Source organism: Streptomyces sp. LS1784, from assembly GCF_020103755.1.
In the GTDB taxonomy this organism is placed as follows: Bacteria; Actinomycetota; Actinomycetes; order Streptomycetales; family Streptomycetaceae; genus Kitasatospora.
The window spans coordinates 1-1,870 of sequence record NZ_JAHSQD010000958.1 but is presented as its reverse complement, the minus strand read 5'-3'; the positions used below and the strand labels follow the sequence as shown (position 1 = coordinate 1,870).

Here is a 1,870-nt window from a genome sequence, read left to right as displayed (position 1 = left end):
GCCGGCACCGGGGCCAGCGGCGCCGCCGGCTCGGACAGCGACACGAGCCGCTGACCGGCCGGTTGCCCCCAGGCCTGCGCGGGCTGCTCCACCGGCGCGGCCTGGTAGTCGGCGTACTCGGCGGCGGGCGGGGCCGCGACCTCGCTGCTGAGCAGCTCGGCCGGCAGCAGCACCACGGCCCGCACGCCCCCGTACGGGGAGACCGAGTCGACGGAGACCCGGAAGCCGTAGCGGGCGGCCAGCATGCCGGAGACGGCGAAGCCGAACTTCGGGGGGTTGCCCAGGCTGGTGAGGCTGATCGGCGCACCCGGGTTCAGGAGCACCGCCGCGCGGTCCTTCTCCTCCTGGCCCATGCCGAGGCCGGCGTCGTCGATGATCAGGCAGACACCGGTGGGGACGGCCTGGACGCTGACCTCCACCGGGGTGTCCGGGGCGGAGTAGTTGGTCGCGTTGGCGAGCAGCTCGGACAGCACGACGGCGATGGGCTCGACGACCTTGCTGGCGAGCGAGACGCTGACCCGGGAGTGGATCCGCACCCGGTCGAAGTGCCGGATCCGGCCCTGGGCGCTGCGGACCACGTCGTAGACCGAGGCGACGCTCTCACGGCGGCCCAGCCAGCCGCCGCAGAGCACCGCGATGCCCTGGGCGCGCCGGCCGAACTGGCTGTTCGTGTGGTCGATCGTCATCAGGTCGGCGAGGATCTGCGGGCTGTCGCCGTACTTCCGCTGCACCTTGTCGATGACGACCTGCTGCTCGTCGGCCAAGCCCTGCAGCGTCCGCATCGCCGCCTTGAGGACGGCCTTGGTGTCCTCCTCGGCGTCCCGTCGGACGGCCGTCAGCTCGGACGCGTGCTGGCCCTGCATGCGGTCGTGCAGCACGGCGAGCTCGTCGCGCTGCCGCTGTGCCAGGGCACTCTCCTCCTCCAGGGCGGCGTTGCGCCGCCGCAGGGCGAGGTTCGTCCTGCGGGCTTGGAGGGCCGCTCCGACGGCTGCGAGCATCACCACGATGAAGACCCAGAAAAAGGGTTCCTGCACAAATGACGTCATGAAACTCTCTTCAGGTGGCATCGCGTGGAGCCGGTCCGGGCCCCAAAGCGCGAATGGGACTGGCGGCCTGAACCTCTCCGAAAGACACCTGATGTCACATCACATCGAAGTGCTTTGCGGCACGAGACCTGCGGCGACGCCTATCGCGGAGTCAGCCTACTGCAACTCATGCCATGTCAGAACAGATACCAAAAAGGGCAGTTGGGTCTAAATTCGACGACCCGCCGGGGACTCTGGTGGCGATTGGCGAAGTTTGTGATGCCGCGTTAACCACAGGGGCACATTCCGATCACACCCGCGTTCACGCGCAGAGTGATTTCCCCGTCACGCTCCGGAATTCTCCGCCCGCCGGAATACGGCGGAGGGCCCCGCGAACCGGGCGGTTCACGGGGGCCCTCCGCGGCCGGTCGGCCGGTCAGACGCACTTCAGGTCGCGGTTCACCACGGCCATGCCGGTGACCTTGCCGGCGTCCACGGTGAACTCGTACTGCCAGCCCTGCTGACCCTCGACCGGGAACACGTACTTGCCGCTCTTGGCCGGCTGGAGGCCCTTGGCGCCGTACGCCTGCTGGAGCGCCTCCAGGGTGGAGCCGGCGCCGAGGCCCTCGGCCGTCCTCGCCTCCGCCGGGGCCACCAGCTCGCGCAGGCCCCCCGCGGCGAACGAGACCCGGCCGGTGGACAGGTACGCCTTCTCCTTGGTCTCCCGCGCCACCATCACGTCGACCAGGGCCTGCGTCGAGTCCGCGATCGCCTTGGCGGCGGCTGCCGAGTCCTGGGCCGCCGCGGCCGAGCCGGCGGCGGCGGCCGCGGCGTCCTTCGCGGAG

At 70.6% G+C, this 1,870-nt stretch carries 2 protein-coding genes; both read right to left on the bottom strand.

What is annotated here, in order from left to right:
• Positions 1-1,046: ATP-binding protein (locus KS423_RS44625; protein ID WP_224285393.1), on the bottom strand; the 1,046-nt coding region annotated here is incomplete at its 3' end.
• A 415-nt stretch (positions 1,047-1,461) separates the two neighbouring features.
• Positions 1,462-1,870, bottom strand: a 409-nt coding sequence (locus KS423_RS44620) for a hypothetical protein (protein ID WP_224285392.1), incomplete at its 5' end; no start/stop codon positions are given.